Origin of the sequence: Brevundimonas sp. SL130 (genome assembly GCF_026625805.1) — a bacterium.
Taxonomy (GTDB): domain Bacteria; phylum Pseudomonadota; class Alphaproteobacteria; order Caulobacterales; family Caulobacteraceae; genus Brevundimonas.
In genome coordinates this window covers 1,829,852-1,855,976 of record NZ_CP113064.1, presented here as the reverse complement: position 1 = coordinate 1,855,976, position 26,125 = coordinate 1,829,852, and the positions used below count along the sequence as shown (strand labels likewise).

General features: G+C 67.2%; 24 protein-coding genes. 13 read left to right on the top strand and 11 right to left on the bottom strand.

What is annotated here, in order from left to right; all coding sequences use genetic code 11:
• Positions 1-83 precede the first annotated feature (83 nt).
• The 3 genes from ygiD to OU998_RS09130 all read right to left on the bottom strand — a co-directional run bounded on the left by ygiD (position 84) and on the right by OU998_RS09130 (position 2,448).
• On the bottom strand, positions 84-842 hold the full coding sequence (gene ygiD, locus OU998_RS09140; protein WP_267513061.1) for a 4,5-DOPA dioxygenase extradiol: 759 nt from the start codon (positions 840-842) through the stop codon (positions 84-86).
• A 4-nt stretch (positions 843-846) separates the two neighbouring features.
• A complete protein-coding gene (wrbA, locus tag OU998_RS09135) occupies positions 847-1,449 on the bottom strand; it encodes an NAD(P)H:quinone oxidoreductase (RefSeq protein WP_267513059.1) in 603 nt (200 codons plus the stop codon).
• A 141-nt stretch (positions 1,450-1,590) separates the two neighbouring features.
• A complete protein-coding gene (locus OU998_RS09130) occupies positions 1,591-2,448 on the bottom strand; it encodes a D-alanyl-D-alanine carboxypeptidase family protein (RefSeq protein ID WP_267513057.1) in 858 nt (285 codons plus the stop codon).
• A 294-nt stretch (positions 2,449-2,742) separates the two neighbouring features.
• Here OU998_RS09130 and OU998_RS09125 point away from each other — a divergent pair, with 294 nt between their 5' ends.
• The 4 genes from OU998_RS09125 to OU998_RS09110 all read left to right on the top strand — a co-directional run bounded on the left by OU998_RS09125 (position 2,743) and on the right by OU998_RS09110 (position 5,901).
• The gene (locus OU998_RS09125; RefSeq protein ID WP_267513056.1) at positions 2,743-4,101 is read left to right on the top strand and encodes an MFS transporter; all 1,359 of its coding nucleotides are present in this window, start codon (positions 2,743-2,745) and stop codon (positions 4,099-4,101) included.
• Entirely contained in the window at positions 4,098-4,892 is a 795-nt protein-coding gene (mazG, locus tag OU998_RS09120) for a nucleoside triphosphate pyrophosphohydrolase (protein WP_267513054.1), read from the top strand. Before OU998_RS09125 ends, mazG begins: the two co-directional genes overlap by 4 nt.
• Before the next feature lie 8 nt (positions 4,893-4,900).
• Positions 4,901-5,557, top strand: coding sequence for an HAD family hydrolase (locus OU998_RS09115; protein WP_267513053.1), 657 nt, complete (start codon positions 4,901-4,903; stop codon positions 5,555-5,557).
• Between the two features lie 125 nt (positions 5,558-5,682).
• Positions 5,683-5,901 (top strand): hypothetical protein, encoded by a 219-nt coding sequence (locus OU998_RS09110; protein ID WP_267513052.1) that lies wholly within the window; start codon positions 5,683-5,685, stop codon positions 5,899-5,901.
• 41 nt (positions 5,902-5,942) lie between these two features.
• Here OU998_RS09110 and ahpF read toward each other — a convergent pair whose 3' ends face one another.
• On the bottom strand, positions 5,943-7,529 hold the full coding sequence (gene ahpF / locus OU998_RS09105) for an alkyl hydroperoxide reductase subunit F (protein ID WP_267513050.1): 1,587 nt from the start codon (positions 7,527-7,529) through the stop codon (positions 5,943-5,945).
• Between the two features lie 109 nt (positions 7,530-7,638).
• Positions 7,639-8,202, bottom strand: coding sequence for an alkyl hydroperoxide reductase subunit C (gene ahpC, locus OU998_RS09100; RefSeq protein ID WP_267513049.1), 564 nt, complete (start codon positions 8,200-8,202; stop codon positions 7,639-7,641).
• Between the two features lie 263 nt (positions 8,203-8,465).
• On the opposite strand from ahpC, the gene yaaA reads away from it, so the two are divergent.
• From yaaA to OU998_RS09085, 3 genes are read left to right on the top strand one after another with little or no spacing between them, the layout of a single operon-like run.
• Positions 8,466-9,236, top strand: coding sequence for a peroxide stress protein YaaA (gene yaaA / locus OU998_RS09095; RefSeq protein WP_267513048.1), 771 nt, complete (start codon positions 8,466-8,468; stop codon positions 9,234-9,236).
• Positions 9,237-9,289: 53 nt separating this feature from the next.
• Entirely contained in the window at positions 9,290-10,147 is an 858-nt protein-coding gene (locus OU998_RS09090; RefSeq protein WP_420709718.1) for a 3-hydroxybutyrate dehydrogenase, read from the top strand.
• A gap of 23 nt (positions 10,148-10,170) precedes the next feature.
• Positions 10,171-11,235, top strand: a complete 1,065-nt coding sequence (locus OU998_RS09085; RefSeq protein WP_267513047.1) for a patatin-like phospholipase family protein — start codon at positions 10,171-10,173, stop codon at positions 11,233-11,235.
• A gap of 10 nt (positions 11,236-11,245) precedes the next feature.
• Here the strand turns inward: OU998_RS09085 and OU998_RS09080 are convergent, their stop codons facing one another.
• Positions 11,246-12,175 (bottom strand): L-threonylcarbamoyladenylate synthase, encoded by a 930-nt coding sequence (locus OU998_RS09080; RefSeq protein ID WP_267513046.1) that lies wholly within the window; start codon positions 12,173-12,175, stop codon positions 11,246-11,248.
• Positions 12,172-12,723: a cytochrome b gene (locus tag OU998_RS09075; RefSeq protein ID WP_267513045.1), complete on the bottom strand. Its 552-nt coding sequence runs from the start codon at positions 12,721-12,723 to the stop codon at positions 12,172-12,174. Before OU998_RS09075 ends, OU998_RS09080 begins: the two co-directional genes overlap by 4 nt.
• A 119-nt stretch (positions 12,724-12,842) precedes the next feature.
• On the opposite strand from OU998_RS09075, the gene OU998_RS09070 reads away from it, so the two are divergent.
• Positions 12,843-14,627 carry an acyl-CoA dehydrogenase gene (locus tag OU998_RS09070; protein WP_267513044.1) on the top strand — a complete coding sequence of 595 codons (1,785 nt, stop codon included), beginning with the start codon at positions 12,843-12,845 and terminating at the stop codon, positions 14,625-14,627.
• Between the two features lie 20 nt (positions 14,628-14,647).
• On the opposite strand, the gene OU998_RS09065 is transcribed toward OU998_RS09070, so the two are convergent.
• Positions 14,648-15,466, bottom strand: coding sequence for a trypsin-like serine peptidase (locus OU998_RS09065; protein ID WP_267513043.1), 819 nt, complete (start codon positions 15,464-15,466; stop codon positions 14,648-14,650).
• A gap of 91 nt (positions 15,467-15,557) precedes the next feature.
• Here OU998_RS09065 and OU998_RS09060 point away from each other — a divergent pair, with 91 nt between their 5' ends.
• Positions 15,558-17,780 (top strand): S9 family peptidase, encoded by a 2,223-nt coding sequence (locus OU998_RS09060; protein ID WP_267513042.1) that lies wholly within the window; start codon positions 15,558-15,560, stop codon positions 17,778-17,780.
• Positions 17,765-18,274, top strand: a complete 510-nt coding sequence (locus tag OU998_RS09055; RefSeq protein ID WP_267513041.1) for a GNAT family N-acetyltransferase — start codon at positions 17,765-17,767, stop codon at positions 18,272-18,274. The genes OU998_RS09060 and OU998_RS09055 overlap by 16 nt, the downstream gene beginning before the upstream one ends.
• Positions 18,275-18,278: 4 nt before the next feature.
• Here OU998_RS09055 and OU998_RS09050 read toward each other — a convergent pair whose 3' ends face one another.
• A complete protein-coding gene (locus OU998_RS09050) occupies positions 18,279-19,139 on the bottom strand; it encodes an NAD(P)-dependent oxidoreductase (protein ID WP_267513040.1) in 861 nt (286 codons plus the stop codon).
• Positions 19,140-19,265: 126 nt separating this feature from the next.
• Here OU998_RS09050 and OU998_RS09045 point away from each other — a divergent pair, with 126 nt between their 5' ends.
• Entirely contained in the window at positions 19,266-20,165 is a 900-nt protein-coding gene (locus OU998_RS09045) for a flagellar motor protein MotB (RefSeq protein WP_267513039.1), read from the top strand.
• A 114-nt stretch (positions 20,166-20,279) separates the two neighbouring features.
• Positions 20,280-21,017: an arginyltransferase gene (locus tag OU998_RS09040; protein WP_267513038.1), complete on the top strand. Its 738-nt coding sequence runs from the start codon at positions 20,280-20,282 to the stop codon at positions 21,015-21,017.
• Positions 21,018-21,064: 47 nt separating this feature from the next.
• Here the strand turns inward: OU998_RS09040 and parC are convergent, their stop codons facing one another.
• On the bottom strand, positions 21,065-23,278 hold the full coding sequence (parC, locus tag OU998_RS09035; RefSeq protein WP_267513037.1) for a DNA topoisomerase IV subunit A: 2,214 nt from the start codon (positions 23,276-23,278) through the stop codon (positions 21,065-21,067).
• A gap of 148 nt (positions 23,279-23,426) precedes the next feature.
• Between parC and OU998_RS09030 the strand changes: the two genes are divergently transcribed.
• The gene (locus tag OU998_RS09030; protein ID WP_267513036.1) at positions 23,427-25,157 is read left to right on the top strand and encodes a cytochrome c biogenesis protein DipZ; all 1,731 of its coding nucleotides are present in this window, start codon (positions 23,427-23,429) and stop codon (positions 25,155-25,157) included.
• Here OU998_RS09030 and OU998_RS09025 read toward each other — a convergent pair.
• The gene (locus OU998_RS09025; protein WP_267513035.1) at positions 25,154-25,876 is read right to left on the bottom strand and encodes an RNA polymerase sigma factor; all 723 of its coding nucleotides are present in this window, start codon (positions 25,874-25,876) and stop codon (positions 25,154-25,156) included. The two genes, OU998_RS09030 and OU998_RS09025, sit on opposite strands and share 4 nt — an antisense overlap.
• Between the last annotated feature and the right edge of the window lie 249 nt (positions 25,877-26,125).

Here is a 26,125-nt window from a genome sequence, read left to right as displayed (position 1 = left end):
AAACTTGGCGCCGAGTCGCCCCCACCTGGCGCGCAGGGCGCGCCGGTCCTCCCCGTTCGCCTTCGCGAACAGGGAGGTCGCAGTCACCCCACCCTGACCCCCGTCATCGAAATCGAGCCGCCGTCGATCCTGTCATTGAAGAAGCTCACCGGCTCGCCCGGCGCCTGCTGGGCCGCGACATACAGCACCGGCAGATAGTGTTCGTCGGTCGGCACGCTCAGTTGGGCGTCCTCGGCCAGACCGACCCAGTCAATCAAGGCCTCGTGGTCGCCTCTCTCGAACGCCGCCTTCACCGCCTCGTTGAAGCCGGTCGCCCAGGCATAGGGCTCGGCCCCGTCTTCGCGCTTCCAGGTCCGCAGATTGTGGACGAAGTCGCCCGAACCCGCGATCACGATCCCCTCGTCTCGCAGCGGCCGCAGGGCCTTGGCCAGTTCGTAATGCTGGCGCGCCGTCAGCGCCCGGTTCAGCGACAGCTGCACCACCGGCACATCGGCGTCCGGCCAGACATGGCACAGCACCGACCAGGTCCCGTGATCCAGACCCCATTGCTGCGTCTGGATCGCGCCGGTCAGGTCCGCGACCCGGGCCGCCAGTTCAGGCGAGCCGGGCGCGGAATATTGCATCTCATGAAGTTCACGCGGGAAGCCACCGAAATCATGGATGGTTTCGGGTCGTTCCTGCGCGGTGACGCCCAGGCCGCGCGTCTCCCAGTGGGCGGAGATCATGACCACGCCACGGGGCTTGCCCAGAGCCTCGCCCAGGTCGCGCCAGGCGGCCCCATAGGGACCGCCCAGGGCGTTCATCGGCGAACCGTGACCGAAGAAGACTGCAGGCTGGCGCATCGGATCAGCCGAACTGCTTCTTGGCGATCTCGGCGATGTGACGACCTTGGAAACGGGCGCCGTCCAATTCGTTCTCGCTGGGCATCCGCGAACCGTCGCCCTTGGTCAGGGTGGTGGCGCCATAGGGGCTGCCGCCGGTGATCTCGTCCATGTTCATCTGTCCTTGGAAGGCATAGGGCAGGCCCACGACGATCAATCCATGGTGCATCAGGGTCTGGACGAGGCCGATCAGCGTCGTTTCCTGGCCGCCGTGCTGGGTCGCCGTCGAAGTGAAGGCGCCGCCGACCTTGCCGACCAGGGCGCCGTTGAACCAAAGGCCGCCGGTCTGATCCAGGAAGTTCCGCATCTGCGAGGCGACGGTGCCGAAACGCGTGCCGGCGCCGATGATGATCGCGTCATAGTTCGCCAGATCCTCGACCGTGGCGATGGGGGCCGCCTGATCCAGCTTGTAGCCGGACGCCTTGGCCAGTTCGTCGGGCACCAGTTCCGGTACGCGCTTGATATCGACAACGGCGCCCTCGACCTGCCGCGCGCCCTCGGCGACCGCTTCCGCCATGGCTTCGATATGGCCGTAGGTGGAATGATAAAGGACGAGAATCTTGGGCATCAGAAGAACTCCATTGGGTGACCGGGCCACCATCAGCAACAACGACCATTGCTAATCTGGCGCGCCGCATGGCTTGGCGCAAGCCCCCCTCACGCTTCAGCGCGTGAACGAGCGATTGGCTTCATGAAATTTGCTGGATGTTCAGGGCGCGAACGCCGGATCCCAGGGGCGCACATACTCCCAGTGCCAGGGCTCATAGACATAGGGGACGAAGCCGAACCGACCGGCGTTGGCGACCAGCCAGCGATAGGTCGCCCCGCGCGCCATGACCTCCCGGCTGGCCGTCGCCGTCGAATCGACGCCCCGGCCCGGCGCCTGACCGACGTACAGATCGACCGCCGTGCCGGTCCGGTGCGGCGAACAGACCGCCCGGCGCAGACCGTCGCAATTGCCCTGTTGCGCGCAGCGGGCCGCGTCGGCCTCAGGATCGCGGAAGCCCGAGAAGATCTGTAGCAGTTCCGGATCGGCGGCGACCTCGGGAACCTCGGCACGCGCGGCGGCGACCAGACGGCGATAGGCGTCCAGCACGTCCCGACGCAGCAGCCGGGTCAACCGGTCGGCGTGTTCCTCGGACGCAACCAAATAGCCCAACTGGTTGATCGGCGGCGGATCGGGACATTCCCCTCGGGCCCGCGCAATGACGAACGGCCGCCGCTCCTGCCACAGGCCGCGCAACACCTGAAAGGTCGCGGCGTCGAACAGGCCGGTCGGCGCCAGGCCATGGGTCTGCTGGAACCCCGCCAGTTGCGAGGCGAAGATCGGCGTGCCGGGTCCGCACCGCGTGTGCAGCTCCTGCTGGATCAGGGGCGCATAGGCCATCCAGCCGTACTCGATCGCCCCGAACGGCGCCCACTCCATCCCATAGGCCGAGCCCGCGTTGACCAGGGCCTCGTCGCCCCAGACATCGGCGTTGGTGTGGCACGGCCCCGCAGCACGCGCCCCGCCAGCGCAGGCCAGGACCGCCCAGATCGTCAGAAACGCGAGAAGACTTCGCCACATGGCGACAGCAAGCCCCAAGCCGGCCGATGGAGCAAGCGCCGAACTTCACCTCCCTGTCGGCGAAGGCCGACGGGGAGGACAGATCGCGCAGCGATCAGGAGGGGGCGACTCCGGCGGCGGTGATGGCCGGCTCGGCGTCAAACAGCGAGTCGCCCCCTCCTGGCGTTCGCTCCCACCTGTCCTCCCCCGCGCCTTCGCGCGCAGGGAGGGACGCACAATCCGACTCCGCTCCCACGCCCAAACCTGCAATCTTGCGTCGGCCCGACTCATCCGGGCTGTCCTCGGACCCGCCGCATGACCGCCGCCGCCGCGCCCCGTCGCTCCAACGCCGTGCTCGCCGCCTTTTCCGGCCCCTGCCTACCGCTGGCGGCCTTCGGCGTGGCCCTGCCCGTCACCCTGCCGGAGTTCTACGCCACCTATGTGGGGCTGGAGTTGGGGGTGGTCGCGGCCGTCTTCATGGCGGTGCGCCTGATCGACATCGTCTTCGACCCCTTCCTCGGCTGGGGCATGGACAGGACCAAGACCCGGTTCGGTCGCTACCGCCCCTGGATGGCGCTTTCGACGCCCATGCTGATGCTGGCGGCCTTCATGATGTTCGTGGTGGTCCAGCCCGGCGCCCCGCCCGCCTATCTGTTCGGCTGGCTGCTGTTCCTCTACCTGGGCTTCTCGATCGGCACCCTGGGCCAGCTCGGTTGGGCCGCCGTCCTCGCGCCCCAGTATGATCAGCGCAGCCGTGTCTATGGCTGGTGGCAGGTGTTCAACATCATCGGCGTGGTGCTGATCCTGGTCCTGCCGACCATCGTGGTGAAGACGGGCGTCGGCGACTACGCCGACGGCGTGCGCATCATGGGCTGGGGCATCATCATCGCCCTGCCGGTCACCATCGGCCTAGCCATGGTCGCCGTGCCCGAGCCCGTGACCCAGGGCGACCCGCCGCACGGCAGTCTCGGCGCCTATCTGGCCCTGCTGAAGAAGCCCGTGGTGCAGAAACTGCTGATCTCGGACCTGCTGCTGGGCGTGGCGCCGGGCATCACCGGCTCGCTGCTGTTCTTCTTCTTCGGCCAGGTCCGCGGCTACGACCACACCGAGGCCGGCCTGTTCATGCTGGTCTATTTCATCGCCGGCCTGTGCGGCGCGCCTTTCTGGGCCTGGTTCGCGACCCGGGTCGGCAAGGACCGGGGCCTGGCGGTCGCCAGCATCGTCTCGGCCGTCCTCTATGTCGGCGCCACCCTGGTTCCCGGCGGCAATTTCGCCCTGACCGCCGTGGTCATGTTCATCGCCGGCCTGCCCTATGCCGCCGGCCTGTTCCTGACCCGCGCCATGATGGCCGACGCCGGCGACCAGGAGCGGTTCGAGACCGGCGTCGACCGCACCGGCCTGATGCTGTCCATCCTCTCGGCCACGACCAAGATCGGCCACGTGGTCGCCCTGGCGCCCTATCTGATCCTCCAGTGGGTCGGCTTCCGCGCCGTACCCGGCCCGGACGGCAACAGCGACGTCGCCCTGCTCACGCTCCAGATCCTCTTCATCCTGGTCCCCGGCGTACTGTTGGTCCTGGCCGGCTGGGTGCTGAAGAATTATCCGCTGACGGCGGCGCGTCACAACGAGATCCGCCAGGCCCTCGACGCCCGCGACGCCGAGGCGCAGGCGTGAGGCCCATCGACCGCCTGCTCGGCGTCATGGAGCGGCTGCGCGACCCCGACGGCGGCTGCCCCTGGGACGTGGAGCAGACCTTCGCCACCATCGCCCCCTACACCATCGAAGAGGCCTACGAGGTCGCCGACGCCATCGAGCGCAACGACCTGAACGAGCTGAAGGGCGAACTGGGCGACCTGCTGTTCCAGGTCGTCTTCCACGCCCGCATGGCCGAGGAACAGGGCCTATTCGCCTTCGACGACGTAGTCACGGCCATCGCCGACAAGCTGGAACGCCGCCATCCCCACGTCTTCGGCGATGAGGCCCAGCGATCCTCCAAGGAACAGACCGTCGCCTGGGAGGTCATCAAGGCCGCCGAGCGCAAGGATCGGAAAAAGCCCGGCGTCCTCGACGACGTCCCGGTCGGCCTGCCTGCCCTGACCCGCGCCGCCAAACTGACCAAACGCGCCGGCCGCGTCGGCTTCGACTGGCCCTCGACCGACGAGGTGTTCGACAAGCTGGCCGAAGAAGTGGCGGAACTGCGCGTCGAGATCGCCGCCGGCGACATGGCCAAGGCGCGCGAGGAGCTGGGCGACCTGCTGTTCGTCGTCGCCAACCTGGCCCGCAAGCTGGACGTCGAACCCGAGGATGCGCTCCGCGCCACCAACGCCAAATTCGTTCGCCGCTTCGGCTTCATCGAGTCCGAACTGGCCAAGTCCGGCCGCACGCCCGACCAATCGACGCTGGAGGAGATGGACCGCCTCTGGGACGCCGCAAAGGTCGCGGAGAAGGCCGGCTCCCCATCCTGAGCCGCCGCATGCCCTACGACCTGATCATCTTCGACTATGACGGCGTCGTCGCCGACAGCGAGGTGCTGAACAGCACCGTCATGGCCGAACAGCTGACCGCCATCGGCCTGCCCACCAGCCTGGACGACGTCCTGGCCGCCTATACGGGCAAGCGCTGGCGCGACAACCGGCCCGCCGTCGAAGCCGCCCTGGGCCGGCCCTGCCCCGAGGATTTCCACACCACCTGGTTCGCCACCTGCCGCGCCCGTGCGCCGATCCACCTCAAGCCCGTCCCCGGCATGATCGATTTCGTCGCCGCCCGGTCCGAGGCGCGTTGCATCGCCTCGTCCAGCGGCCCCGACTGGATCGGCGTCGGCCTGGACCTGTTCGGCCTGACCGATCATTTCGACGGCGCCGTCTTCACCGGCCTGGTGGTCGAGCGCGGCAAGCCTCACCCCGACATCTTCCTGCACGCCGCCGACACCATGGGCGTCGATCCGGCCCGCACCCTGGTGATCGAAGACAGCGAGGCGGGCGTCACCGCCGGGGTCGCGGCCGGCATGACGGTGGTCGGCCTGACCGCCGGCGGCCATATCCGCGACGGCCACGCCGACCGCCTTGTCGCGCGCGGCGCCCACCATATCGCCGACAGCTACGCCGCCGTCGCCGCCTTCATGGACCGATAGCCCCCGGAACCCGCCCGATTTGGGTATGGCAAACCGGCGCTAACCCAATCTCTATACCTGCGCTTTAAGCTTCATCGGCCAGCATCGGGTCGATGGGAAGACACTCAGGCGTGGGAGCGGGGCGAGTGAACGACGACGAGCACAGCTGCACGAGGCGCTACGACGCACCGCGCGCCATCTCCGACGGTCCGCAAACGCGGCCCCGCACCGAGACCCAGCCCCGTGAAGCCTACGCGGGCGGATCACAGGCCGGCAGTGCGCCAGGCCTGGGCGGCCTGTTCGCACAAGGCCTCGTCCTGCTGCTGGTCTTCTGCTGGGTCTTCGACCTGGTCGCCCTGAAGTAACGCCTGAGCGTTCAGCCCTAAGCGACAGGCCGGCCTGACAATCAGGCCGCCACCACCTCTTCCTTCGCCGGCACGGTGCGGATCATATAGTCGAAGGCCGCCAGCCCCGCCTTGGAGCCCTCGCCCATCGCCACCACGATCTGCTTGTAGGGCACGGTCGTCACATCGCCCGCGCCGAAGATGCCCGGCTGAGACGTCTCGCCCCGGTGATCCACCTCGATCTCGCCGCGCGGCGTCAGACCCACGGCGCCGTGCAGCCATTCGGTGTTCGGGATCAGGCCGATCTGAACGAAGACGCCTTCCAGGTCGACATGATGATGGGCGTCCGAATTGCGGTCCTTGTAGAACAGGCCCGTCACCTTCTCGCCGTCGCCGCGCACCTCGGTCGTCAGGGCCGAGGTGACGATCCGCACGTTAGGCAGGGTCGCCAGCTTGCGTTGCAGCACCGCATCGGCGCGCAGATCACTGTCATATTCGATCAGGGTCACATGGGCCACGATGCCCGCCAGATCGATGGCCGCCTCGACGCCCGAGTTGCCGCCGCCAATCACCGCCACCCGCTTGCCCTTGTACAGCGGCCCGTCGCAGTGCGGGCAATAGGCCACGCCCTTGTTCTTGTACTGGTCCTCGCCCGGTACGTTCATCTGGCGCCAACGGGCGCCGGTGGCCAGGATAACCGTGCGCGATTTCAGACTGGCTCCGTTCTCCAGCACCACCTCGTGCAGCCCGCCGGAAACCTTGGCGGGGATCAGCTTGGCCGCCTTCTGCAGGTTCATCAGGTCCACCTCATATTCGCGGACATGCTGTTCCAGATGGGCGACCAGTTTGGGGCCCTCCGTATGGGGCACCGAGATGAAGTTCTCGATCGCCATGGTGTCCAGCACCTGACCGCCGAACCGCTCGGCAGCGATGCCGGTGCGGATGCCCTTGCGCGCCGTATAGATGGCGGCCGCCGCCCCGGCGGGACCGCCGCCGATCACCAGAACGTCGAACGGATCCTTGGCCTTCAGACGTTCGGCGGCCCGCGCCTCGGCGCCCGAATCCAGCTTGGCGACGATCTGCTCCAGCTCCATCCGGCCCTGGCCGAACAGTTCGCCGTTCAGGAAGACGGTCGGCACGGCCATGATCTTGCGCTCGTCCACCTCGTCCTTGAACAGGCCGCCCTCGATGGCGACGTGTTTGATCCGGGGGTTCAGCACGCTCATCAGGTTCAGGGCCTGCACCACGTCGGGGCAGTTCTGGCACGACAGCGAGAAATAGGTCTCGAACACATAGTCGCCGTCCAGGTCCTTGACCTGCTGGATCAGCTCCTGCGCCGCCTTGGACGGGTGGCCGCCGACGTGCAGCAGGGCCAGCACCAACGAGGTGAACTCGTGGCCCAGCGGGATGCCGGCGAACCTCACGCCAATGTCGGTGCCCTTGCGTCGGATCAGGAAGCTGGGCTGACGCTCGTCGTCATAGTCGCGACCCATCTCGACCTTGCCGTGCGAGACCGAGACGATCTCCTCCAGCAGGGTCTTCAGCTCGATCGACTTCGGCCCGGCGCCCAACGAGGCGACCAGTTCGACCGGATGGACGATATTCTTGAGGTAGCCCTCGAGCTGAGATTTCAGATTGGCGTCCAGCATGGAGCAGTCCTCGAATTTCAGGGGTGGCGCGCCGCCTTCGAGCCCATCCGGGCGAGGCTTGCGCGGGTGGGTCCGACCCGAAGGCCGGACCCGATAGGCAGGGTTAGTCTTAGATCTTGCCGACGAGGTCGAGCGACGGCGCCAGGGTGGCTTCGCCTTCTTCCCACTTGGCCGGGCAGACTTCACCCGGATGCGCGCGCACATATTGCGCGGCCTTGACCTTGCGCAGCAGCTCGGCGGCGTTGCGGCCGATGCCTTCCGAGGTGGTCTCGGTGAACTGGATCACGCCGTCCGGATCGACCAGGAAGGTCGCACGATCGGCCAGGCCCACACCCGGACGCATGGCGTCGAAGTTGTTGGTCACCTGACCCGAGGGATCGCCCAGCATGGTGTAGGTGATCTTGCCGATGGCCGGCGAGGAGTCGTGCCAGGCCTTGTGCGAGAAATGGGTGTCGGTCGACACCGAATAGATCTCGACGCCCAGCTTCTGGAACTCGGCGTAGTGGTCGGCCAGGTCTTCCAGCTCGGTCGGGCAGACGAAGGTGAAGTCGGCCGGATAGAAGAAGAAGATCGCCCACTTGCCCGCCACGTCGGCGTCCGTGACCGTCAGGAACTTGCCGTCCTTATAGGCCTCGGCGGTGAAGGGCTTCAGGGTCGTGTTGATGAGGGCCATGCAGGGCGTCCATTCAGCAGGAGTTGGGGAGGCCCGCTTCCTACCGCACCGCAACAGATAAGTGTAATCACTTATTTGCGGATGCGTGATAGATTTTAGTTATACCGCATCTTGATCGTTAATCTCGGTGACCTTCGCTATGCAGGTCGTCTCCAACGGGCTCCACTTGCAGGTCGGACATGCCCTTGATGACCCCGCGCCGCACCCGGTTCAAATCCTCGACGAAGCGGCCTATGTGAACGGCGCTGACAAGGAGCCGCCTCTTGCTGATCGTCCTCTCGCCCGCCAAGCGGCTCGACTTCACCGAAGCCGACCCGGCCATTCCCGGCTCGGAGCGCCGCTTTCTGGAGGACACCGCCAGCCTGTCCACGACCGCCCGACGCCAGACCAAGGCTGATCTGCGCCGGCTGATGGGCATCTCCGACGACCTCGCCACCCTGAACGTCGAACGGTTCAAGGCTTTCGATCCCGAATCAACCGACGGCGTACAGGCCGCCTTCGCCTTCGCCGGCGACGTCTATGAAGGCCTGAAGGCGCGCGAACTGGACGCCAAGGCCCTGGCCTTCGCCCAGGACCGGCTCCGCATCCTCTCCGGCTTCTACGGCCTGCTTCGTCCGTTGGACCGGATCCAGCCCTATCGGCTGGAAATGGGCACGCGGCTCAAGACCCGGCGCGGCTCCAGCCTTTACGATTTCTGGGGCGACCGGATCTCCAAACAATTGAACGCAGACGCCGACGGTCACCCCGACCCCACCCTGGTCAATCTGGCCAGCCAGGAATATTTCGGCGCCATCGACGCCAAGGCTCTGACACTGCCCGTCGTCACCCCCCAGTTCCGCGAACAGAAGAACGGCGAGAGCCGCATCATCTCCTTCTTCGCCAAGAAGGCGCGCGGCGCCATGACCCGGTTCGCCATCGACGAGAGGGTGGAACGAGTCGAAGATCTGAAGGCTTTCGACCGCGACGGCTATAAGTTCGACAAGTCCGCCTCGACCGAAAGCGAGTGGATATTCATCAGATCGGGAAATTCTTGATCCCTGGGCCTTGCTCCCGCTAGTCTCTCCCCAAAGAACCGAAGAGCGGACCCATGTTCAACTGGTCGAAATCATCCAAGAACCCCGGCGCCGCACACGGCGATGCGCCGGTGTTTCGCGACATCGGCGATCTGAAGGGTCAGGTCGCGGTCATTTCGGGCTCAACCTCGGGCATCGGCCTGGCTCTGGCGCGGGCGGTGGCGGCGCGCGGCGGGGATGTGGTGCTGAACGGCCTGGGCGACCCGGCCGAGATCGAACGCACCCGCGCCGGGCTTGAGGCCTCGTCCAGCGGCCGGGTCCGCTATCACGCCGCGAACATGACGCGCGGCGAAGAGATCGCCGACATGGTCGCCTTCGCCAAACACGAATTCGGCCGGCTCGACATCCTGGTCAACAACGCCGGCATCCAGCACGTCGAGTCCGTCGAGAAATTCCCCACCGACAAGTGGGAGCAGATCATCGCCATCAACCTGTCCTCGGCCTTCTACGCCACGCGGGCGGCCATCCCGATCATGAAGGCCCAGGGGCGCGGCCGGATCATCAACATGGCCTCGGCCCACGGCCTGGTCGCCAGCCCGTTCAAGTCGGCCTATGTCGCGGCCAAGCACGGGATCGTCGGCTTCACCAAGACCGTCGCCCTGGAACTGGCCCAGGACAATATCACCTGCAACGCCATCTGCCCCGGCTTCGTCGAGACCCCGATCGTCGAGAAACAGATCGCCGACCAGGCCCGCACCCGCAGCCTGACCAAGGAACAGGTGCTAAAGGACGTGATCCTGGCGGCCCAGCCGACCAAACAGTTCGTGACGACCGACCAGTTGGCGGGCCTCTTCCTCTATCTGGTCAGCGACCTCGGCGCCTCGGCCAACGGCGCCAGCTTCTCCATCGACGGCGGCTGGACCGCGCAATAAATCTATCAACGGGGACTGGCGGCATGGCGATCTTCAAGAGGAAAGCCGCTGAACCGACGGATATCGTCCCCGTCCCATCTGGACGACGCCCCCTGTCCCTGGCGCTCCAGGGCGGCGGGGCGCACGGCGCCTTTCAATGGGGCGTGCTGGATCGGCTGCTGGAGGACGACCAGGTCGAGATTCGCGCCGTCTCCGGCGTTTCAGCCGGCGCCATGAACGGAACGGCGCTGGTCTCTGGGCTGGCCGCCGGCGACGCCCGCGCCGCCCTTGACCGACTATGGCGCGAGGTCAATCAGTCGGGCGGCCGCAACGTTTTCGGCGACAGCGCCCTATGGAATCCCGCCCGGGCTCCGGACTGGATCAAGGACTCGCCCCTGTGGCGCGCCGGCGAAAGCCTGGCGATGTCCATGAGCCCTTATGAATTCAACCCCCTGAACCACAATCCTCTGAAACGGGTTCTGAAGGCCGCCGTCGATTTCGGTGCGGTTCAGGCGTCCGACATCAAGCTGTTCGTCGCGGCCACCGCCGTCCGCCAGGCCCGCGCCCGGGTCTTCGAAACCGGCGAGATCACCGCCGATGTCCTGATGGCCTCGACCTGCGTGCCCCACCTGTTCCAGGCGGTCGAGATTGAGGGCGAGCCCTATTGGGACGGCGGCTATCTGACCAACCCGCCACTGTGGCCCCTGACCGGCGACGACACGCCCGACGATGTGCTCCTGATCACCCTGAACCCCATGGTTCGCGACGAGACGCCCCGCGCTGCGGGCGACATCGTCGACCGCCTGAACGAGATCGTCTTCAACGCCCCCCTGATCGCCGAACTGCGCGCTGTCGCCATGGCCGCCGAAATGATCGCCGAGGGCCAGTTGAAACACGGCGCCGGCGCCTATCGGCAGGTGCGGCTCCACGCCATCGAGGCGGACGGCTGGCTGTCGGACCTGTCGCTGCGGTCCAAGTTCAACACCGAATGGAGCTTCCTCAACGACCTCAAGAGCCGAGGTCGCGCCGCCGCCGACGACTGGCTGACCACCTGCCTGCCCAGCGTCGGGCGTCAGTCCAGCGTCGACCTCCAGGCCCGGTTCGGCTGAGGCGGCGCGCCTAGCCCACGAAGCCGGCGGCGCGACGCAGTCGATCATTGATCGCTTCGCCCAGTCCGTGCGGCGGGATTGGCGACACGGCGATGCCGATTGGATGCGTCCGATCCGCTTCCCTGAATAATCTGAACAGGTTGGCCGCCGCCTCTCTCAGATCGCCGGACGTACTCAGGCTCCAGCGCGGTTCACCAACCCCGGCCCCGAAGCCCAACAGAACCTCGCCCTCACGGGGGGCGGCCACGTCGATCCGCACCGGGGCGTTCGGCGCATAGTGGGCGGCCAGCCGTCCCGGGGACCGATGCCCCTCCCCGCTGTCCGTCAGCGGACCGACTACAGCCTCGATCTCGGCGCGGGTTACGGCGCCCGGCCGCAATAGAGAGACCTGTCCGCCCAGCACCGACACGACCGTGCTTTCGAGGCCCACGGCGCAAGGCCCGCCGTCCACAGCCGCCGTCACGGCGAACCCCGTCTCTTCGACGGCGTCCGCGAAGGTCGTCGGACTGGGCCGTCCCGACCGATTGGCCGAGGGCGCCACGACCGGCCCGCCAAAGGCCGACAGCACGGCTCTCGCCCCGGCATGACCCGGAACCCGGATGGCCACGCTGTCCAGCCCGGCCCGCGCCAGGTCGCACACCCGATCCCGATCCCGCACCGGCGTCACCAGTGTCAGCGGCCCAGGCCAAAAGGCCTCGGCCAGAGCCCGCGCCTGGCTGTCGAACACCCCGATAGCCTCGGCCGCCACCGCATCAGCGACATGGGAAATCAGTGGGTTGAAGCGCGGCCTTCCCTTGGCCTCAAAAATACCCGCCACCGCCTCCGCGCGCCCGGCGTCCGCGCCGAGTCCATAGACGGTCTCGGTCGGCAGCAGGATCAGCTCGCCCCGTCGCAGCGCGTCTGCGGCCTGTTCCGGCGTGTCGCCGCCCCGCAGACTCATGGCCGGCGCGGGATCAAGGGGATCATCCGATGAAGCACATTGTCGCGATTGATAAATTGATGCTTCAGCGCACCCACAACATGAAGCGCGATCAGGACATAAAGCCCCTTCATCACCAGCTCATGCGCCGCCATAAACCGCCTCGCCGTCTCGCGTCCGCCGCTGACCGGCAGCAGGGGCCAGTCGAACAGGCCGAACCAGGCGATCTCGCGTCCGGCGGCCGAAGACGCCAGCCAGCCGGTCATCGGCATGGCGATCAGCACCACATAGAACAGCACATGGACGACCCGCGCCGCCCACCGCTCCCAGCGCGGCGTCTCGACCGGCAGGGGAATGGCCGGATGCGCCAGTCGCCAGCCGATTCGCGCCAGGGTCAGGACCAGGATGGTGATCCCCACCGACTTGTGCAGCATGACGAACTGGCCCGACAGCGGCCCTTCGGTGTTCTCATGGGCGGTGATCAGCAGCACCTGGGCCAGCACGGCGAAGGCGATGATCCAGTGAAACGCCAGCGAGACCGTGGAATAGCGATTGCGGGGCTCGGCCATGACTTCCCTTCCGTGGCGGCAGGGCGCCAGTGTGCCCCGATCAAGGCCTGTGCGCCAAGTCGCTTGCGAGACCGGGCGACGAAGATGCACTTAGGCCTGAAGAGAGATCGAGGAAACCCATGAGCTACCGCGCCCCCGTTCGAGATTTGGCTTTCACCCTTGAGGCGATCGCCGGCATGGCCGACGTCGCCGCCACCGGCGCCTTCCCCGACTATGACCCCGACGTCGCCGGCGCCGTCCTGGAAGCGGCCGGACAGTTCTCCGAAGAGGTGCTGGCGCCGTTGAACCGTATCGGCGACCAACAAGGCTCCCACTACGCCAACGGCGCGGTCACCGCCGCCCCAGGATTCGCCGACGCCTATCGCCAGTTCGCCGCCGGCGGCTGGACCGGCCTATCGGCGCCGACCGAAGTCGGCGGCCAGGCCCTGCCCAAGGCGCTGGAGCTCGCGGCCTTCGAGACGGTCCATTCGGCCAATATGGCCTTCGGCCTCTGCCCCATGCTGTCCCTCGCCGCCATCGAGGCCCTGGATCAGGTCGGGACCGAGGAACAGAAGCAAAAATATCTGACCAAGCTGGTCAGCGGCGAATGGACCGGGGCCATGGTGCTGACCGAGCCGGGCGCGGGATCGGACCTGGGCTCTCTGATCAGCACGGCGACGCCGAACGGCGACGGCACCTACGCCCTGAACGGCCAAAAGATCTACATCACCTGGGGCGACCACGACGCCACCGACAACATCATCCATCTGGTCCTGGCCCGCCTGCCCGACGCGCCCGCCGGACCCAAGGGCATCAGCCTGTTCCTGACGCCCAAATTCGCCGTCAAGGACGACGGAAGCCTGGGCGAGCGCAACGCCTTCCGTCCGGTGGGGATCGAGCACAAGCTCGGCATCCACGCCTCCCCCACCTGCGTCATGAGCTACGAAGGCGCCCGCGCCGAACTGGTCGGCCGTCCGAACGAGGGCCTGGCCCATATGTTCGTGATGATGAACGCCGCCCGCCTCGCCGTCGGGGTCGAGGGCGTCGGCATCGCCGAACGGGCCTATCAGCACGCCCTCGCCTATGCGCTGGACCGTCGCCAGGGCCGCTCGGTCTGGACCGGCGAGGCGAACGCCCCGATCTTCGACCATCCCGACGTGCGGCGTATGCTGGGCGTGATGAAGGCCAAGACCTCGGCCGCCCGCGCCATCTGCCTGTCCACCGGGGTCGCCGCCGACATGGCCCGCCACGCCGGAACAGAGGCGGAGCGTCGGCGCTGGAAGGCCCGCGAGGACCTGTTCACCCCCATCGCCAAGGCCTGGTCCACCGACGTCGGCTGCGAGGTCGCCTCGCTGGGCATTCAGATACACGGGGGCATGGGCTTCATCGAAGAGACCGGCGCGGCCCAATACTATCGCGACGCTCGCATCGCCCCGATCTACGAGGGCACCAACGGCATCCAGGCCATGGACCTTGTCGGCCGCAAACTTTCGATGGACGGCGGCGAGGCGGCCAAGGCCGTGATCGCCGACATGAAGGCGACGCTGACGCAAATGGGCGCCCTGTATTCCGGCAAACCCCTCGAACGGTTCGCCACGGGCATTGAGGCGGTGCAGGACGCCACTCTGTGGCTGCTGGACCGCAAGGCCGACGCCGACGGCGCCGCAGACGTTCTGGCGGCCGCCGACGCCTATCTCAAACTGATGGGCGACGTGGTTGGCGGCTGGATGCTGGCCAAGGGCGCCCTGGCGGCCAAGGCGCGGCTGGACGCCGGCGAGGGCGATCCCGTCTGGCTGCAAGGCAAGCTGGACCTCTACGAGGTCTATGCCGCCAACGTCCTGGGCCATGTCTCCAGCCGCCTGGCGGCCGTGGGCCAGGGCGGCGATCTGCTCCACCGGCTGACGGCGGAGGCTCTGACCGGCTGAGGCGGCGTGCGCCCGGCGCCTCAGGGCGCCGGCGCCGCCTTCTGATCCATCAGGGCCACCGCCTCGCGGATATAGTCGGCATGGACCACCACGCCGATCCCCAGCCGCTCTTCCTGCACGATGACTTCCTGGGTCAGCACCCCGGCGACATAGGGATGGATCGGTTTGTCCACATCCGCCTGCCTCTGCACGGTCGGGGTCCAGAACACCGGCCCGCCCGAGTTGCCCGGGAAGACGGCGAAGTCGAGCAGGAAGGTCGGGAAGGCGCTGATCGGCGTCAGCGGCCAGGAGGCGATCCGCCCCACTCTCAAGATCGGGAACCCCGCCCGATTGGCCGACAGGCCGCGCGGAAAGCCCAACGACAGCATGTCGTCGCCCGGCCCCACCTCGGCCGCGTCAAACGTGTCCTTGTCCGCCAGCCAGGCCATCGGGATGGCCGCGCGGGCAAAGGCCTCCGGAGCCGTGATCTCCATCACCGCCACATCGCGGTCTTCCGGCTTGGTCCACAGCGGATCCGACGCCGCATCGCGGATCGTCAGGGGCTGGGGGTCGAACCGCCAGCCGCCGTCGGGCAGCTCGGTGCGCCAGCCGATCCGCGCCTCGGCGTCCGGCATTCGGCTCAGCACATGGTCGGCCGTCACCAGCACGATGCGCGGCGTGCCGTCGGGCCGCGGCGCGTTCAGCAGGAAACCGGTCCCGACCGTCCGCGTCCCGTCTCCGGTTGGCTGGTCAATCTGCACCGTCGCGTTGATCAGGGACACCGTCAGGTCCCACGCCGGACGGCGTTCGGTCTGCGCCGCCTCGACATAGGGCGTCGGTTGGGTCTGAAGGTCGAACATCAATGGAAAGCGCTTCCCCAGCTTTTCTTCATTTGACGCCGGCCATAGGCCACGCACAAGCTCCGGTCATCCGAATAAAAGGGGCAAAGCCATGAACCGTCGCCAGTTGATCCTATCTACGGCCGCGACCGCTGTCGCAGTCGCCGCCCCCGCCCTTGCAATGCCCGCCAAATCTCCCGGAACCTCTATGCCTCAGCCCCCCGTCGCCAAGAAGATCCCCTTCGTCATCGAACAGCTGGGGCGCACCCGGACCGACGACTATCATTGGATGAAGGACGACAACTGGCAGGCCGTGCTGAAAGATCCGACCCTGATCAAGGCCGAGGTCAAGGAGCATTTGACCGCCGAAAACGCCTATCGCGAAGCCATGATGGCCTCCACCGTCCCGTTGCAAGAGGCGATGTTCGCGGAGATGCGCGGCCGCATCAAGGAAGACGACAGCTCCGTTCCCGCCGCCGACGGCGATTGGAATTACTTCGTCGAGTACCGCACCGGCGACCAGCATCCCCGCTATATGCGGGTCGAACGCCAGGGCACATGGAGGGTGAACGGTCAGCCGGTGACGAAAAACTTCGTCATGGCCCCCACGCCCCAACTGCTTCTGGACGCCAACGAATTGGCGGAGGGCAAGGCCTATTCCGAAGTCTCGGCCGCCTCTCACAGCCCCGACCACGCCCTGTTCGCCTATGCCGAGGACGCCCAGGGGTCAGAGGTGCACAAGATCTATGTGAAGGACCTCTCGACCGGCGCCGTCCTGCCCGACCCCATCGAGAATTCGAACGGCGACTTCACCTTCTCGCCTGACAGCCAGTGGATCTTCTGGACCAACCGCGACGACAACGGCCGACCGGACAAGATCTTCCGCCGCCCCGCACGCGGCGGCGAAACCACCCTGGTCTATCAGGAAGAAGACGACGGCATGTTCATCGGCGTCGGCCGCACCGCCGACGACCAGTTCATCGTCATCAGCATCCAGAACCAGGAGACGTCAGAGGCCCGCTACATCCCCGCTGCAACCCCGACCGCGACGCCCGTGGTGCTGGAGCCGCGCGTGGTCGCGATCCGTTATGACGCCGATCACTGGGGCGACCGCTGGGTGATCCGGACCAATGCCGACGAGGCGATCGACTTCAAGATCGTTCAGGCGCCCAGCGCGACCCCGTCCAAGGCCCACTGGACCGATCTCGTGCCGCACACGCCCGGCCGCTACATCGAAGGCCTGGACCTGACCAAGGACCACCTGGCTCGCCAGGAACGCGCCGACGCCAATACCCGCATCATCATCCGCGACCGCGCCGGCGCCGAGCACGAGATCGCCGTCGACGAACCCGCCTTCGCCCTGTCGCTGTCCGGCGCCTCCGAGTTCGAGACGACGAATACGCGCTACAGCTACAACTCGCCGTCCACCCCGACCCAGACCTTCGACTACGACATGGCGACCCGCGCGCGGACCCTGCGCAAGACCCAGCAGATCCCGTCGGGCCACAATATCGCGGACTATGTGGTCGAACGCCTGAACGCCCCCGCGTCGGACGGGCAGTTGGTGCCGGTTACGGTCCTGCGCCGCAAATCGACGCCCGTCGATGGTTCGGCGCCCCTGCTGCTCTACGGCTATGGCTCCTACGGCATCCCCATGCCGGCCAGTTTCTCGACCAACCGGCTGTCTCTGGTGGATCGCGGCTGGATCTACGCCATCGCCCATATCCGGGGCGGCTCGGACAAGGGCTGGGGCTGGTTCCTTGACGCCCGCCGAATGACGAAGAAGAACACCTTCACCGACTTCATCGCCGCCGCCGAACACCTGATCGCGGGGAAATTCACCGCCGCCGGAAACATCGTCGCCCAGGGCGGATCGGCCGGCGGGCTGCTGATGGGCGCCGTCAACAATATGCGCCCCGACCTGTGGGCCGGCGTCATCGGCCAGGTGCCCTTCGTCGATGTGATCAACACCATGAGCGACACCTCCCTGCCCCTGACCCCGCCCGAATGGCCCGAATGGGGCAATCCGATCGAGGATCCGGAGGCCTATGACTATATGATGAGCTACAGCCCCTATGATCAGGTGGCGCCCAAGGCCTATCCCGCCGTCCTGGCGACCGGCGGCCTGTCCGACCCCCGCGTCACCTATTGGGAGCCTGAGAAATGGGTGGCCAAGCTGCGGCCCGCGACCACCTCGGGCAAGCCTGTGCTGCTGAAGATCAATATGGAGGCCGGACACGGCGGCGCGGCGGGCCGGTTCGATTATCTGAAGGAGGTCGCCCACGACTACGCCTTCGCCGTCTGGGCCGTTGAGAAGGGATGGGAGACCGCCTAATTTCCGTTCCTGACATCCGCCTGGCGACGGACGATGATTGGCCGGACCTCTGGCCGATCATCGAAGGCGTGACCCGCGCCGGCGACAGCTACGCCTATCCCCTCGACATGAGCGAGACGGTCGCCAGGGCCCTCTGGACGCCGCCCCCGCCCGGCGGCGTCCTGGTCGCCGTCGAGGACGGCCGTGTGATCGGCGCCGCAAAGATCGTCCCCAACCGCCCCGGCAACGGCGCCCATGTCGCCAACGGCAGCTTCATGGTCGCCCCCCAGGCGCGCGGCCGTGGCGTCGCCCGGCGCCTGGGCGAGGCGGCGCTGGACTTCGCCCGCGACGCCGGCTTCCGGTCCATGCAGTTCAACGCCGTGGTCGAGACCAACACCATCGCCGTCGCCCTATGGAAGTCTCTCGGCTTCGAGATCCTCGCCACGGTCCCCGAAGCCTTCGACCATCCCGCGCACGGTCTGGTCGGCCTCCACCTCATGTACCGCCGCCTATAGCCCGTCAGTCGCGCGACTGGAGCCGCGCCGCCAGGCTGGAGGTGTCCCACCGATTGCCGCCCATGGCCTGCACCTCGGCGTAGAACTGATCGACCAGGGCGGTCAGGGCCAGACGCGCGCCGTTCGACCGCGCCTCGTCCAGCACAAGCCCCAGATCCTTGCGCATCCAGTCGACGGCGAAGCCGAACTCAAACTCGCCCTTGGCCGCCGTCTTCCAGCGGTTGTCCATCTGCCAGCTCTGGGCCGCGCCCTTGGACACCGCGTCAAAGGCGGCGTCCGTATCCAGGCCCGCGACCTGGGCGAAATGCACCGCCTCGGCCAGACCCTGGACCACGCCGGCGATGGCGATCTGATTGACCATCTTGGTCAGCTGCCCCGACCCCGCCGGCCCCATGTGCTTGATCGCCTTCGAATAGGCCTTCAGCGCCGGCTCCGCCCTGGCCAGGGCCTCGGCGTCTCCGCCCGCCATGACGCTGAGCTGACCATTCTCGGCGCCGGCCTGGCCGCCCGACACCGGGGCGTCGACGAAGGCTCGCCCCTGCTCCGCCGCCAGGGCCGCCATCTCGCGCGCCAACTTTGCGGAAGTGGTGGTGTGGTCGACGATCACCGCGCCCTGGGCCAGATGCGGCAGGGCCTCGGTCACGACGGACCGCACGTCGTCGTCATTGCCGACGCACAGAATGAACAGATCGGCGCCCTGGGCCGCGTCGGCCACGGTCTGGGCGCTCCGTCCGCCGGTCGCCCCTGCCCAGGCCTGCGCCTTTGACGGGGTGCGGTTGAACCCGACAACCTCATGGCCGGCCTGCACCAGATGACGCGCCATCGGGGCGCCCATGACCCCCAGGCCGGCGAATGCGATCTTCATGACGGGCTCCTGTTTGATGCCCGACCTAGGCCGGGTCGCGCGGGCGTTCAAGCCGCCGCGTCGGCGATCAACGCACGGTTAACCTTGGGGCCTCACATTGGGCCAGGAAATTCCCGGGGTGCGTCCATGTCCGTGAGCGATCGTCCGATCCTCATCAAGAAGGTCAAGAAGGTGTCCGGCGGCGGCCACCACGGCGGCGCCTGGAAGGTGGCCTACGCCGACTTCGTGACCGCCATGATGGCCTTCTTCCTGCTGATGTGGCTGATCAACACGACCGACCCAGAGCAGAAGAAGGGCATCGCCGACTACTTCGCCCCCGCCAGCGTATCCGAGACCACGTCGGGGTCGGGCGGCATCCTGGGCGGCACCGCCCTGGGCGAGGACGGTCCCAAGAGCTCGGGCTCGCAGTCGGTGATCGAACAACTCGCGCCCGAGGCCCCGGCCGACCCCACCAACCCGGGGTCCAGCAGTGATCTTTCGAGCGCCAGCGAAGCCGCGCTCCAGGCCGAGATCAAGAAGCGTGAGTCTGAGGAATTCGCCAGCGCCGCTGAGTCTCTCCGCCAGGCCATGCAGTCGATGCCGGAACTGGCCGAGCTGTCGAAACAGCTGATCGTCGACCAGACGCCCGAAGGATTACGCATCCAGCTGGTCGATCAGGAGGGCCGCTCGATGTTCGACAACAACTCGGGTCGGCCGAACGCGCGCGCCCAGGTCCTGCTGCGCGCCGTGGCCAAGGTCATCAACCAACTGCCGAACCGCATCTCCATCACCGGCCACACCAGCGCCACGCCCGGCTCCAACCGCGCCAGCGCCCCCGCCGACTGGACCCTGTCTTCGGAACGCGCGAATGGGTCGCGACTGGTGCTCCAGAACGCCGGCGTGGACCCCGACCGGGTCTATTCGGTCGCCGGCAAGGCGGGTTCGGACCCCCTCTATCCCGACGACCCCACCCTGCAAGGCAATCGCCGTATCGCCATCGTCCTGTTGCGCGAGGCGCCGGTCCTGCCGATGGACACCTCGCTGTGATCGTGTGCGGCTGTGGCGCCCAGGCGCTTGCGGCCGGGCCGTCAATGACGGCAAATCCAGGCATGAGCCTTCGACCGTCGCATTTTTGGCCCGTTCGGGTGCGGACATAGAGCCGTGACCCAGCACGTTCCGACACGACAGCTCCGCTTCTTCATGACCTCGGTCGCGCCGTGTCCCTATCTGCCGGGCAAGACCGAACGCAAAGTCTTCGCCAACCTGCCCTTCTCCGACGGGGCCCACGTCAATGACGAGCTGACCCTCGCCGGCTTCCGCCGCAGCCAGAACATCGCCTATCGCCCGGCCTGCGAGGCCTGCGACGCCTGCGTCTCCGTCCGGCTTCCCGTGCCCGAATTCGCCTTCAGCCGGTCCCAGCGCAAGGTCCTGTCCCGCAACGACGACCTGTCGCGCGATCTGGTCGAGGCCGAGGCCACGACCGAACAGTTCCAGCTGCTGCGCCGCTATCTGACCACCCGCCACCCGACCGGCGGCATGAGCGACATGGGCTGGCTCGACTATGTCGCCATGGTCGAGGACACCGCCGTCCGCACCCACCTGATCGAATATCGTCTGGCCTCCGACGACGGCGGTCCCGGCGACCTGGTCGCCGTCAGCCTGACGGATCTGCTGAAAGACGGTCTGTCGATGGTCTACAGCTTCTACGACCCCCGCCTGGACCGCCGCAGCCTGGGCCGGTTCGCCATTCTGGATCATGTCCGTCAGGCAGCCCAGGTCGGCCTGCCCTTCGTCTATCTGGGCTACTGGGTCCGGGGTTCGGAAAAGATGGACTACAAGGCCGACTTCCGGCCGATGGAAGTGCTCGGCAAACTGGGCTGGTCTCGGCTGGAAGATTAGCCGAACCGCCTTCTCCCTCCCCCGCAGGGGGAGGGAGAAGGCCAACCCTACCTGAACTTCCGCAAGCCCCGCGGCCCCTGACGTCCGGCCCCAGCGCGCTTGCCCAGCCAGTCCTTCCAGTCGGGCCAGTTGCGACGACGTCCGCCGCCGTCGGCCCATTCCGGCCCCTGTTCGGCGTTGAACACGGTCACGTCGGCCAGGCCGCCCTGTTTGAAGCCTTGCAGCCGCACCCCCTTGCCGCGCCCCATCTCGGGCAGTTCGGCCAAGGGGAAGACCAGGGTCTTGATGTTCTCGCCTATCGTCGCGACGTGGTCGGCGGTCGGCGTCTGCGGAATCCGCAACATGGCCAGCATGTCGCCGTTCAGCACCTGTTTGCCGCCCCGCTTCTGGGCCAGGGTCTCGTCCTCAGGCGCGATAAAGCCATAGCCGGCCTTGGACGCGATCAGCAGTTTCCCGCCGGGCTGGTGCGCCAAGACATTGATGATCTCGGCCTTCTCATCCAGGTCGATCATCAGGCGCAGCGGCTCGCCGTGCCCGCGACCGGACGCCAGCTTGTCCGCCCCGATGGTGAAGATCCGCCCGTCCGACGCCCCGACCAGCAGCTTGTCGGTCGTATAGGCCGGGACCAGATAGGCCAGCTGGTCGCCTTCCTTGAACTTCAGCTCCGACGGATCCTCGACCTTGCCCTTGGCGGCGCGGATCCAGCCGCGTTCCGACAGGATGACGGTGATCGCCTCGCGGGGAATAAAGGCTTCGGGCGCCACGAAGGCCGACGAATCCACGGCCTCGGCGATGGTCGTCCGGCGCGGCGAGATCAAGGCCTTGCGCACGGCCTCCAGCTCCTTGGAGATGGCCTTCCACTGCTTGCCTTCCGATGAGGTCAGGGCTTGCAGGTTGGCCAGCTCTTCCGACAGTTCCTTGAACTCCTTCTCGATCGTCATCTCTTCCAGACGCGCCAACTGACGCAGCCGGGTGTCGAGGATGAAGTCGGCCTGGACCTCGGTCAGGCCGAAACGCGCGATCAGGACGGCCTTGGGCTGTTCCTCCTCGCGGACGATGCGGATCACCTCGTCGATATTGAGGAAGACGATGCGCAGGCCTTCCAGCAGGTGCAGCCGTTTCTCGACCCGCGCGATCCGCCATTGCGAACGTCGGTTCAGAACCTCGCGCCGGTGATCCAGGAAAGCCCTCAGGCAGGCCTTCAACCCCATGACGCGCGGCGTGCCGTCGGCGTCCAGCACGTTCATGTTGATCGGGAAGCGAACTTCCAGATCCGACAGTTTGAACAGGCTCTCCATCAGCATCTCAGGCTCGATGGTGCGGTTCTTGGGCTCCAGGATCAGGCGGATGTCTTCCGCCGACTCGTCGCGCACGTCGCCCAGCAGAGGCGCCTTCTTGTGCTCGATCAGGTCGGCCAGCGCCTCGATCAGGCGCGACTTCTGCACCTGGTACGGCATTTCGGTGACGATGATCCGCCATACGCCGCGTCCCAGATCCTCGGTCTCCCAGCGCGCCCGCAGCCGCACCCCGCCCCGGCCCGTCTCATAGGCGTCCAGGATCGAAGCATGGCCCTCCACCGCGACCCCGCCGGTCGGGAAGTCCGGTCCGGGGACCAGTTGCACCAGTTCGGCCGTCGTCGTCTCGGGCCGGTCCAGCAGCATCTGGCAGGCTTCGATCAGTTCGCCGACATTGTGCGGCGGGATCGAGGTGGCCATGCCCACGGCGATGCCCGACGAGCCGTTGGCCAGCAGGTTGGGGAAACCGGCCGGCAGAACCACCGGCTCCTCGTCCTGATCGTCATAGGTGGCGCGGAAATCGACCGAGTCCTGGTCGATCCCGTCCAGCAACAGCACGGCCGCCGGGGTCAGCTTGCACTCGGTGTAGCGCATGGCCGCCGCGCTATCGCCGTCGATATTGCCGAAGTTCCCCTGACCGTCGACCAGCGGATAGCGCTGGGCGAAATCCTGGGCCAGGCGCACCAGGGCTTCATAGATCGAGGCGTCGCCGTGTGGGTGGTATCCGCCCATGACCTCGCCGACGACCTTGGCGCATTTGCGCGCCGCCGCCTGCGGGTTCAGCCGCATCTGGTGCATGGCGTACAGGATGCGCCGGTGCACCGGCTTGAACCCGTCCCGGACATCGGGAAGGGCGCGGTTGGTGATGGTCGACAGGGCGTAGGCCAGATAGCGACGGCTGAGGGCCGTCTCCATAGGCTCGTCAATGATACGGCCGCCTTCCGGCGGCGGAGCGTGGATCGTCATGGGCCAGCGAATCGGGGATCGGAAGCGCGAAGTCTAGCCCGTTCGAGCAGGGACAGGGCGTCTATCTGTGGGAGATCGGGCATGAAAGGGTAACCGAACGCCTGCTTCGTTCGTATGTGGTTGATACTCCATCCTGTCAGGCCGCCCGATGATCCTGTTCCTACTCTCCTACCTCGCCGGCGCCCTGACCATCGTCAGCCCCTGTATCCTGCCGGTCCTGCCCTTCGTCTTCGCCCGCGCCGGCCGGCCGTTTGTGCGCAACGGCCTGCCCTTGCTGGTCGGCATGGCCGTCACCTTCGCCGGGGTTGCGACCCTGGCGGCCCTGGGCGGCGGCTGGGCGGTGCGCGCCAATGAGGTCGGCCGCTGGATCGCGCTCGCGGTCATGGCCGTCTTGGGCCTCAGCCTGCTCGTGCCCTCCATAGGAGATCGGTTGATGCGTCCCTTCGTGGCGGCCGGCTCCTGGCTGACCGATCGCGTCGAGCGACGCTCCGCCGACCAGGGCGACGTCCGCGCCTCCTTGCTGCTGGGCGTGGCCACCGGCCTGCTGTGGGCGCCCTGCGCAGGCCCCATACTGGGCGTGATCCTGACCGGCGCGGCCTTGCAGGGCGCCGGCGTCGGCTCGACCGTGCTTTTGCTGGCCTATGCGGCGGGCGCCGCCACCTCCCTGGCCTTAGCGCTTCTGGTCGGCGGACGGGTGTTCAAGGCCATGAAGGGCGCGCTGGGCGTCGGCGAATGGGTGCGGCGCGGCCTGGGCGCCTTGGTGCTGATCGGCGTGATCGCCATCGGCCTGGGCCTGGATACAGGTCTGCTGACCCGGATTTCGGCTGGCAGCACCGGTCGTCTGGAACAGGCGCTACTGAGCGGTATCGGTCGCGGCGTGCCGACGAACGCGGCGCCGACGGACCTGGCCAACCTGCCGGTCGAGGGAATCATGCCGCCCCTGACCGGCGCCACCACCTGGATCAACTCTCCGCCCCTGACGCCGCAACAGCTGCGCGGCAAGGTCGTGGTCGTCGATTTCTGGACCTACTCCTGCATCAACTGCCTGCGCGCCCTGCCCTACGTCCGGGCCTGGGCCGAGAAGTACAAGGATCAGGGCCTGGTCGTCATCGGCGTCCACACGCCCGAATTCGCCTTCGAGAAGTCCGAGACCAATGTCCGCGACGCCGTCCGCCGCCTCGGCGTCGACTATCCGGTCGCCATGGACAACGACTTCGCCATCTGGCGCGCCTTCAAGAACCAGTACTGGCCCGCCCACTATTTCATCGACGCCCAGGGCCGCATCCGCCACCACCATTTCGGCGAAGGCGACTACGACGGGTCTGAACGGGTCATCCAGCAACTACTCAAGGAGGCGGGCGCCGCCGACGTCGCTGCGGACGTGGTCCAGATCCAGGCCCAGGGCGCCGAGGCCGCCGCCGACATGAGCCAGCTCGGCTCGCCCGAAACCTACGTCGGCTACGCCCGCGCCGAGAATTTCCGTTCGCCGGGCGGCTTCGTCCGGGATGCGGTCAAGACCTATGCCGCCAGTCCGCTGGCCCTGAACGACTGGAGCCTGACCGGCGCGTGGCGCGTGACCCGCGAACACGCCGAACTGACGGCGGCCGGCGGTCGGGTCTCGTTCCGCTTCAAGGCGCGCGATCTTCATCTGGTCATGGCGCCCGGCGCCGCCGGCTCAGCGCCGAGGTTCCGCGTCCTGATCGATGGTCAGGCGCCGGGCGCCGCCGCCGGGTCTGACATCGACGCCGAGGGCATGGGGCGCATCGACGGGCAGCGCCTGTATCAATTGGTGCGGCAATCCGGCCCGGTGCGGGAACGCACCTTCGAGATCGAATTCCTCGATCCGGGCGCCCAGGTCTTCGCATTCACCTTCGGCTAGATATCCAGCAGAAGCCGCAGCTGTTTGCGGGCCAGCTGACGTCGCTTTCTGACCAGTTCGCGGCTGATGTTCAGATGGGCGGCGATCTGCTCGTCGCTCCAGTCGTCCAGATGAAGCTTCAGCGGCTCGACCAGGCTCGCCGGCAGGGCCCTCATCGCCCGTCCCCAGGCGGCGTCGCTCTCCTGCTGCGCCACCGCTTCCTCCGGCGACGGCGCGGCCCTGGTCCAGGCCGCCGCCGAGGGCGCCGGCAGGTCGTCATCCTCGGTCTTGATCGGAACCCGGCTGGCGTTCTGGCGATGCTGGTCCATGCAGGCGTTGTGCAGGATCCGCACCAGCCAGGCGCCCGGGTTCTGGATCGGCTGCCGGTCGAAGGCCTGGGCGGCCCGGACCATGGCGGCGCTCAAAGCATCCTCGGCGTCGGCGGGGTTGCCGCCGCTCAGTCTCAGACTGCGCTGGCGCAGAACAGTCTGGTGCGCCATCCAGACCGCCCAGAACCGATCTAACGACGGCGTGCGGTCGAGCGACTGGGCGATGACATCCGCCGGCGTTACGGATCGACCCCGCTCGCCGCGTCCCGCCGCCCTGGCCAGGACCTCCACCGGCGTGAGCGGCCGTCGCGGCGCCTCCGAACGGCGCACGGGGGAAACCACGGGCCGCGTCGGTTTCGCCGCCTTGTCTTCATCCGCATTCCATTCCGGAAAAAGCGGGACGATGGTCATCGCGTCATTCCCCTTCCCGAACGGCCGGCCTGAACAGCCCGACCGCCGCCAAGCCGCGTCAGGCGCGTCCCCACGTCCGTCCTCTGGCAGCGATCGCTGATAGATACCGCACCCCATACACAACCTAGACGGGCACTTCTGCTTTTTGTGAAGTTTGGATCGCGAATAAGGGAAAGATATCTTCCGATCCCGGCCTGAGCGCCCGTCGCACAGGCCGGACAACCGGGCTGAAACCACGCCTGGACCAGG

Excerpts from the sequence above, each read along its gene's own strand:
- ygiD (WP_267513061.1), bottom strand. The coding sequence starts at position 842 with ATGCGCCAGCCTGCAGTCTTCTTCGGTCACGGTTCGCCGATGAACGCC.
- wrbA (WP_267513059.1), bottom strand. The coding sequence starts at position 1,449 with ATGCCCAAGATTCTCGTCCTTTATCATTCCACCTACGGCCATATCGAA.
- OU998_RS09130 (WP_267513057.1), bottom strand. The coding sequence starts at position 2,448 with ATGTGGCGAAGTCTTCTCGCGTTTCTGACGATCTGGGCGGTCCTGGCC.
- OU998_RS09125 (WP_267513056.1), top strand. The coding sequence starts at position 2,743 with ATGACCGCCGCCGCCGCGCCCCGTCGCTCCAACGCCGTGCTCGCCGCC.
- OU998_RS09115 (WP_267513053.1), top strand. The coding sequence starts at position 4,901 with ATGCCCTACGACCTGATCATCTTCGACTATGACGGCGTCGTCGCCGAC.
- ahpF (WP_267513050.1), bottom strand. The coding sequence starts at position 7,529 with ATGCTGGACGCCAATCTGAAATCTCAGCTCGAGGGCTACCTCAAGAAT.
- ahpC (WP_267513049.1), bottom strand. The coding sequence starts at position 8,202 with ATGGCCCTCATCAACACGACCCTGAAGCCCTTCACCGCCGAGGCCTAT.
- OU998_RS09090 (WP_420709718.1), top strand. The coding sequence starts at position 9,290 with ATGTTCAACTGGTCGAAATCATCCAAGAACCCCGGCGCCGCACACGGC.
- OU998_RS09085 (WP_267513047.1), top strand. The coding sequence starts at position 10,171 with ATGGCGATCTTCAAGAGGAAAGCCGCTGAACCGACGGATATCGTCCCC.
- OU998_RS09080 (WP_267513046.1), bottom strand. The coding sequence starts at position 12,175 with ATGAGTCTGCGGGGCGGCGACACGCCGGAACAGGCCGCAGACGCGCTG.
- OU998_RS09075 (WP_267513045.1), bottom strand. The coding sequence starts at position 12,723 with ATGGCCGAGCCCCGCAATCGCTATTCCACGGTCTCGCTGGCGTTTCAC.
- OU998_RS09070 (WP_267513044.1), top strand. The coding sequence starts at position 12,843 with ATGAGCTACCGCGCCCCCGTTCGAGATTTGGCTTTCACCCTTGAGGCG.
- OU998_RS09065 (WP_267513043.1), bottom strand. The coding sequence starts at position 15,466 with ATGTTCGACCTTCAGACCCAACCGACGCCCTATGTCGAGGCGGCGCAG.
- OU998_RS09060 (WP_267513042.1), top strand. The coding sequence starts at position 15,558 with ATGAACCGTCGCCAGTTGATCCTATCTACGGCCGCGACCGCTGTCGCA.
- OU998_RS09055 (WP_267513041.1), top strand. The coding sequence starts at position 17,765 with ATGGGAGACCGCCTAATTTCCGTTCCTGACATCCGCCTGGCGACGGAC.
- OU998_RS09050 (WP_267513040.1), bottom strand. The coding sequence starts at position 19,139 with ATGAAGATCGCATTCGCCGGCCTGGGGGTCATGGGCGCCCCGATGGCG.
- OU998_RS09045 (WP_267513039.1), top strand. The coding sequence starts at position 19,266 with ATGTCCGTGAGCGATCGTCCGATCCTCATCAAGAAGGTCAAGAAGGTG.
- parC (WP_267513037.1), bottom strand. The coding sequence starts at position 23,278 with ATGACGATCCACGCTCCGCCGCCGGAAGGCGGCCGTATCATTGACGAG.
- OU998_RS09030 (WP_267513036.1), top strand. The coding sequence starts at position 23,427 with ATGATCCTGTTCCTACTCTCCTACCTCGCCGGCGCCCTGACCATCGTC.
- OU998_RS09025 (WP_267513035.1), bottom strand. The coding sequence starts at position 25,876 with ATGACCATCGTCCCGCTTTTTCCGGAATGGAATGCGGATGAAGACAAG.